This window comes from Photorhabdus sp. CRCIA-P01, from assembly GCF_003545805.1.
GTDB lineage: Bacteria > Pseudomonadota > Gammaproteobacteria > Enterobacterales > Enterobacteriaceae > Photorhabdus > Photorhabdus antumapuensis.
The window spans coordinates 1-6,898 of record NZ_NMQR01000089.1; the positions used below are offsets into that span (position 1 = coordinate 1).

8 protein-coding genes and 1 pseudogene are annotated in these 6,898 nt (G+C 48.8%); all 9 read right to left on the bottom strand.

The window, feature by feature from the left end; all coding sequences use genetic code 11:
- Positions 1-321: phage protein (locus D3222_RS23135; RefSeq protein WP_118988199.1), on the bottom strand; the 321-nt coding region annotated here is incomplete at its 3' end.
- Entirely contained in the window at positions 318-1,439 is a 1,122-nt protein-coding gene (locus tag D3222_RS23140) for a DUF2586 domain-containing protein (protein WP_118988200.1), read from the bottom strand. The genes D3222_RS23140 and D3222_RS23135, both read right to left, overlap by 4 nt.
- Positions 1,440-1,461: 22 nt before the next feature.
- Entirely contained in the window at positions 1,462-2,139 is a 678-nt protein-coding gene (locus D3222_RS23145; protein WP_157975417.1) for a hypothetical protein, read from the bottom strand.
- Positions 2,136-2,633 (bottom strand): phage tail protein, encoded by a 498-nt coding sequence (locus D3222_RS23150; RefSeq protein WP_118988202.1) that lies wholly within the window; start codon positions 2,631-2,633, stop codon positions 2,136-2,138. The genes D3222_RS23145 and D3222_RS23150 overlap by 4 nt, the downstream gene beginning before the upstream one ends.
- Positions 2,630-3,082 (bottom strand): head completion/stabilization protein, encoded by a 453-nt coding sequence (locus tag D3222_RS23155; protein WP_118988206.1) that lies wholly within the window; start codon positions 3,080-3,082, stop codon positions 2,630-2,632. The genes D3222_RS23150 and D3222_RS23155 overlap by 4 nt, the downstream gene beginning before the upstream one ends.
- 98 nt (positions 3,083-3,180) lie before the next feature.
- Entirely contained in the window at positions 3,181-3,906 is a 726-nt protein-coding gene (gene gpM / locus D3222_RS23160; protein ID WP_118988203.1) for a phage terminase small subunit, read from the bottom strand.
- Positions 3,906-4,937 carry a phage major capsid protein, P2 family gene (locus D3222_RS23165; protein WP_118988204.1) on the bottom strand — a complete coding sequence of 344 codons (1,032 nt, stop codon included), beginning with the start codon at positions 4,935-4,937 and terminating at the stop codon, positions 3,906-3,908. The genes gpM and D3222_RS23165 overlap by 1 nt, the downstream gene beginning before the upstream one ends.
- Positions 4,938-5,032: 95 nt before the next feature.
- Positions 5,033-6,571, bottom strand: a pseudogene (locus tag D3222_RS23170) (replication endonuclease); the annotation flags it as partial.
- A 73-nt stretch (positions 6,572-6,644) separates the two neighbouring features.
- Positions 6,645-6,851, bottom strand: a complete 207-nt coding sequence (locus tag D3222_RS25270) for a DUF3850 domain-containing protein (RefSeq protein ID WP_304598684.1) — start codon at positions 6,849-6,851, stop codon at positions 6,645-6,647.
- Positions 6,852-6,898 lie beyond the last annotated feature (47 nt).

Sequence of the window (6,898 nt, forward strand, 5' to 3'; positions counted from 1 at the left end):
GTCGCTAATGATGAGTTTGCAGCCGTAGGCTTCAATCTTGATTTCTTCATTGCCTGCTTTGGCATACCACATCAAATCAACGGGCTGAATGCCTCGCCATGAACCCGCCGCGCGCGCTTTGGCAGTGACGATATCCAGATATTTGGTGCTGAGTTCAATTTCCCCCTCTGCCGCCACATCACCGGAGAGGTAACCATCCGGCACGCCCTGCGTTTGGGCGGCGGCGGTGTTATCAGTAATAGACAAACTGACCTTTTCGGCATGAACCAGATCCCCGTCCATATTAAAATCGACCGACTGGCCTGAAATCCTTTTGCTCATGCAATTTTCTCCAGACGGCTATCCAGCAACAGACTGACAGCGATCCCTTTCGGACATTCGTAAGTGCGGATAACGATATAAATTTCCACCGTGTTTTTATTACGCCATGTAATCACCACATCGCCATCTTTCGGGGATTTCACTTCCCCCGGAAAAGTCACGCCGTTAATCTCGGTACTGCGCGACATTTCACGCAAGGTACGGGCGAAGTATGCCTGATGCGTTGCGATACTGCCCGGCGTACTGTTTAAGCTACGGTCAGCAATTTTAGCGATAGCCTGCAAACGTACTCGACGCGCGACTTTATCAACAACCCGCAAGTTTTCGATACTCTGGTAGTCTCCGCCTTCTACGTCCAATGTGCGACCATCTGACCAATACATGCCGTCATAATCGGGATACCACATCGGCACACTGAAACGCAGTTTTTCCAAGGCTTGCAAGGTTGCCAGATCCATCGGTTTCCCTTCCCCATCAAGCGGGAAATCGGTTGAACCCAAATCCATCAATGCCCCGGTTTGTACCCGTGCGGGACTGTCCGCCACGGTGACAGCGCGGTTACATAAACGCCCTGCCAATACTCCCGCCTCATTGCCCCACAGGCACGGCACCAGTTGCACCGATGCCACAGCTTCGCCCTTTTGTAGCTCGGCCAAACGGGTGACATAATCCGCCCAAGTCTCTTTCGCCTGTGCGCCATCAACCGCCAGAATGGCCCACTGCCAGCGGCCAAATTTAGCCATCGTGTTGGCTCGCAAAGTTTGCGCGGCTTTAATCATGGCTTTGGTTGCGCCGACCGTCAGCGTATAGCCCTCAACACTGGCTATACGCTGCGCCGACGTCACCGCCTCAACAAACGCCAATTCATCCGCCGATTCCGGCAATACATGGATATACCCAGACCAGTTTTGCCCGGCATTTGCCATCGCCGCCAGGACATGACGTTTGAGGACGGTTTGTGTCGTTCCCAGTACAGAATCAAAGTCCGTCTGGGTATTAACCGCAATAGTTTTACCTACGTTGGTTTTTCCCGTCCCAACGAAAAGCAATACCCGCTCAATTTCCCTAGTTTCGCCTTGCAATTGGTTAACCTGGTTAACCTGAACATGTGGCCACATAATTTAATCCCTTATTAATGCGCTAACCTGCGCCGTATCCAATACCTTGTAACTGGCGAGCCAGCGCCCGGCTAAACGCTTCATCATTCATGCCTAAGAATTCCCGCGCGGGCACGTCAAACGACCATGAATTTTTTACCGCCTCACCGTTCAGTTCACGGATCAATATTCCTGCCTGAATAAATTTCATCTTGGCGGTAATTTCCTTTATCGGGGGCTTACGCCAGCGTTTACCCTTTCTGACCTGATAACCCAAATCCCGCAGTTTTTTCGCCTGCTTAATGGTTGCCATACGCTTACGGTCAACGCGCTTTTGCACTTGCCGCCGACTGACCTGAATACGCATCCCGTTTTGCTGTGCATACCCCACAACACCCGCAGTAACCTGCTGTTTTCCGTTCCGGTAATGCCCGCCTTGCAGGTAAATGCGTACAGCATCCCTTTCCGGCATTTCCCGGATATGCAGCAACTTCGGCATATTCCTAAGCATCTTCTTGCGCCACGGACTTTTTCTGGCAGTCCATCGCCCGCCATCCGGGGATTGCTGATTGAGCACATGGCGTTTTGCCGCCTGAATCACCCCGTATTTCGCCATCCGCCATAACAGCCGTTGGCGCTTTTTCGGGGGGAGCTCAAGGCCACTCAGTGCGTTTTGCAGTGCCTTAAGCTGATTTCGGTTTAACTGACCATTTATCATTATTGGATTTGTCCAACGGGTGCGCCTGACTCATTCACACAATGCACAACCCCATTTTCAGCAAACCAGATTTCAGTATCAGCCAGCCTCCAGCGCTTACCCTCAAAGGGGATGATGCCGTTTTTATCTTCACGCATGACAACAGGCTCTGACAATGACAACGACACCACAACCACAGCGGTTTCTTCATCCACGTCAACGGTCATCGCTGGCCGTTCCGGCTCCAGATTGGCATCCCCTAAATCATTGCCCTGCCCAGTCAGCCACACCTCTATTAACAATGGGACATATCGCGGATCAAACTCTCGGTATGGGAAACGCCCCCAGGCAATCACCGCCTCATACTGCTGGATAAACATCTGATATTGCCCCAGACCTAAATCCCGTTGCGCAGGAATAAAACGAATTTCATCCATTTCACTGGTAAATTCTATCTTACAGAGACGTTCTGGCAGGTTTTCCCGCAAAAATGCCGTTAAATGATGTAATTTGCTCATATCATGCGTACCGTTGTACGCCGGTATCCCTTCATATTGCGGATAACAAAAGCCGCTTCCGCTAATAAACGGGGACGCAGTTCAGGACTTTCCTGTAGCGGATGAGGGGCACGACTCACAATAGCCGTGTATTCCCCCAACAGATCCGCTTTTGCCCTGGCATAAACAGCCTTTTTATACTGACCGACTAACGCATTAACGCCATTGATAGCAATGTCTGGCACATCTGCGGCTTTCTGATAGCCTTTTGCCTGCAATCGGACTTTCAGACGCTGTAAGTCAAGATTGATTTCAGCGGCACTTGCCAGCAATGCCTGAGCTAACAGGTCATTATCTAAGTCAGCCGGAATATTGCGATTAACCTGAAATTCCCGTAAGTTCAAATCCGGCCAAAAACCGTCATTGGTCAACGGTTCATCCCGATAATCGAGGGTATTGCCACTAAACATCTCGCCTCTCCCATCCATAAAAAAGCGGGCAGTCCGGTTTCCACGGCCATAAGCAATCCCTGCCATGCCTCCACCGCGCCCGCTCTGGCTTGCGGTAGTCACTGTTTATCTTGGTATAGCGATTGGGTTGTCAATGCCCGTAAACGGGCGGCAATCCGTTGCCGATAGGTTTTTACCCCTGATTTTGGATTGCACTGATGCGCTTTTGATAACCAGAGATCTGCCTGCTCCAGCACATCCAACCTATCAACCGAACTCGCCTTAATGTCGGCGTTATCCCCTTTCAGCAAGTTCAAAGCCGCAAATTTGTAGTATTTGGCCTTGATTTTCTCGTGTATTTGCCATTTTTCAGTCACATTGTTGAATGTCCTTGAAAAATAGGGCTCCACGCTGTTTCCTGTTTCGGCCTCCGCCAGTGCCCAGAGTAAAACCGTGTCGGCCACAAAGGCCGGAAAGCTACTGCGAAAATTGTCGGGGGTGAGCTGCCCTTGCTCAATGGCGATATCCGCCCAATCCAATCCTTTGGCAAAATCCCCAATATCAAATAACCAAATCACACAGTAGGCAAAAATCGGGTTTCGGTAAATTTCCCCCTCGGCTATGTAGCGTTCCGCCGTGGGCAGATAATTAGGCAACAGTTCCCGCTTTTTCATCTCTACCCGCTCCGCCGTTAACGCCAACTGGCGTAACCGCTTAATATCCTGCTCAATGGCGCGGGCTTGCAGGTACATACTCGCCCCCTCTGCAATGGCAACCGCTTGTTGCCGCGCCAGTTTCTGGCGAAGTTCAACCGCAGCCCGGTGTCGTTGAGCAGGCGACAGCATTATTCTGTATCCAGTTTTTCCGCAGGTTCAGCCACAGTACCGATAGTGACGGCATCTTCATCATAGGCGGCATACAATTCCGGGGTTTCAAGCGCATAACCTTCATTGCGCAGGTATTTATTTTCGAACTGCTTGCGGTCATCCTCAAACGCCGCCTTACGCTGGCGAGTATTACGCTGTGTCAGAATTTGCAGATTCGGCAACATGGTGACTGTCATACGTTTACCCGGCATAAATGGCGGGATCATCGCCGGACGGCCAGCGATGGAACTCCCCAACATTTGCGCCGCAATTTTTTCAGTCGGTTTATCTGTCGCCTGATACAGTCGATATTGTTCCGCTGCCACTAAGTCAGCACCGACCAGCACCACTAAGCGCGGATCATTCCTGAATTGTTGCGGAATACAGGCGTTAATCAGGTCTGACGCCATCGCATCCAGTGAGGTAAAATCACCGTGCTCATCCAGTTTCACCGGTGTCGTAATCACCTGCTTACCGTTACTCCATTCTTTAGCGATTTGATGCCAACCCATGTTCACATCTTCACCATTCGGGTTGGCTTCTGGATCTGTGGTTTCCGCCACCCCCTGGCCGTTAAAACCAACACGGATCATGTCCAGTACAAAGGATTTATGAGTGAATTCCTGCATACGTTGGAAAAATTCATTTTCTGAACCAGAGTTCGCCCAGACAGATAACAAATCCCAAGGCAAGGCTGCGCCGGAATCAGTTTCAACCAAGTGGTATTTATTGCCGTCAACACCGGTTTTACGCATAAAACGGCCATCTTTTTTACGCCCGGTGAATAACCCAGGATTGCCGACTGATACTACCTGGCCGGAAAGGTGATCCACATCCGCACAGGTGATCATGCTGAGGAATTCCACAGATTCCAACAACGCACTGCGCAAGGCAGTTTCCTTCGGGTCAGTCAGCGCAAAGTAACGCGATGTATCTTCTACTCCATAGGCTTGGGCTAATCCCGCCGCATATTTCTGCAAAAATGCCCGTGCCCGATGATTCAGTTGCATAGCTCTTCCCTTTGCCTTTTTCCATCATGGAATGTAGTGGTATAAGAATTCCGGACATCTCACAAGCCTGCTAATCTGATTAACAGTGAAAGTGAGGTATAAGCGAACCAATTCCCAATATCCGCAGCAAATCGGACATTATCCATATCCGCATCAGGCAAAATTTGCTCATCACCACGCAGACGACGCAGTTCGCGCCAGACAGAAACCGGAGCACCGCCAATCTGCTGAAACTGACGGATGCGCCAACGGCTCGCCCAGGCAGAAACAGAGCGGGACATATCCTTGAGGTTGTGTCCTGTCTCACGGTCAATTTCACCGTCAAGTGCGTACCCGTCGATGTTCTTTGAAATATATTTAGCGATATAGCCCGTTGCACTGCCCTTTTCTGGATCTATCCGCTTAACAAAAAATCGAGCGTTCTGTGCTTCTTCGCTTTTCAACTCGTGTGCATCTTCTTGGGTTGCGTACTTCTGCACAATTTCCCGCATTCCTTCGACGTGCTCAGGCAGCATAAATAACAACAGATGCCAATGCGGTGTACCGTCATGATGCGGTTCAACAACACGGAAACCAAAAACACTAATCCCCGCACGGGAATAAGCAGCGCGAATTTTCGCCCAAACCTTACACAAATACCGCTGTGTATCCCTTGGGGTCGCACCGTTCCAGTTTTTCACAAAACCGCCACCACTATGTACAGAGTGATATTTAGAAGGTGCTGTAATAGTATAAAAATCTCCTACACAGCCCATTTCGTTAGCCAAGTCCTCAAATCCGCGCATACGGATCATGAGTTCACAACGGCGGACGGCAGGGTTCGCAATGCTGCCCAAGACCTTATCGCTTAACGAAATTCGCTCTCCATCTTCGTTTTCTAAATCGAACGATTGCAGAAACTCCCAATTTAGCCGCTTCTGCTCTGCCCATTCGCTCAAAGTCTGACGTGAAACATAGGATGAAACCGCTTTCTGCACCTGTCCGACAGCAATTGCAATATGTTCGGCACGCATATCACGTATCCGCTTTAAACGGATGTACCACCATTGATCTGACATCATGCGCAGCAATCCGGCACATAATTGATCTTCTGTCGGTTTAATTCGACCTTTTACAAATTGCTGCCAATATGGGGCTATCGTTCCCGCTTGCTGTGTCAATTTAGCCAAACGGGTATAGACATGAATTAATCTACGGCAAGCGTCCTGCTCATTCTGTAGGGCCTGTTCAACATATTGGTCGTAACTCTCAGCCATAAACCGCGCAACCTCATGCGCAAGCTGTTTTATTTCTTTACGTCCTAATGTTGGCAATTGTTCCAGTGATTCAATAAACGGGAACGGCATAACACCAGATACGATATGCTGGAACTGGTATTGTTCATTGACCAATTTTAACCGTGGTAATACGTTCTCGCAGAACTGACGTAAAAACGCATTAGCCCGGCGGCGACCAGATTGATTGAAAATGTTGGCATAACGTGTTGCAAGGTAGATCGCCAGTGAATGCGGCACATTCTCAAGATATTGATGCCGCCATGCATAATCGTTGGGATTTGCCTCCCACATAATACGTTCAGCCAGAGTTGCGTCATTCGGCAACCCTGGCTGAAATTCTATACTCTGGCGATACATTGAACGCAGTGCACCGCCGTTATTTTCTTCTTTTCTTTCAGTATTCATGTTACAAACAATTAACGGGAATTAATTAAAATAAAAGCAAAACAAACTCTTCCGCTATCTGCGGATACAAATCTTTATTAATTACCGTTACATTTGTTATTTTTCCTGAAATCAATCTTCCTATGAAATTTCTATTATCATCAATTTTATTCAATGCAAGAAAATCACCTGTTTTATATTCTCGATCATTTACTCTAAATTCTGCTTTTTTCTCTCCGTTATCGATAGCTATAAAATAAACTCTTTTTTAAATGATGAGTTTTGTTTTTCACTTTCATG

Bases quoted from the DNA above. Each gene is read 5' to 3' on its own strand.
- gpM (WP_118988203.1), bottom strand. From the start codon at position 3,906: ATGCTGTCGCCTGCTCAACGACACCGGGCTGCGGTTGAACTTCGCCAG.
- D3222_RS23140 (WP_118988200.1), bottom strand. From the start codon at position 1,439: ATGTGGCCACATGTTCAGGTTAACCAGGTTAACCAATTGCAAGGCGAA.
- D3222_RS23150 (WP_118988202.1), bottom strand. From the start codon at position 2,633: ATGAGCAAATTACATCATTTAACGGCATTTTTGCGGGAAAACCTGCCA.
- D3222_RS23165 (WP_118988204.1), bottom strand. From the start codon at position 4,937: ATGCAACTGAATCATCGGGCACGGGCATTTTTGCAGAAATATGCGGCG.
- D3222_RS23155 (WP_118988206.1), bottom strand. From the start codon at position 3,082: ATGTTTAGTGGCAATACCCTCGATTATCGGGATGAACCGTTGACCAAT.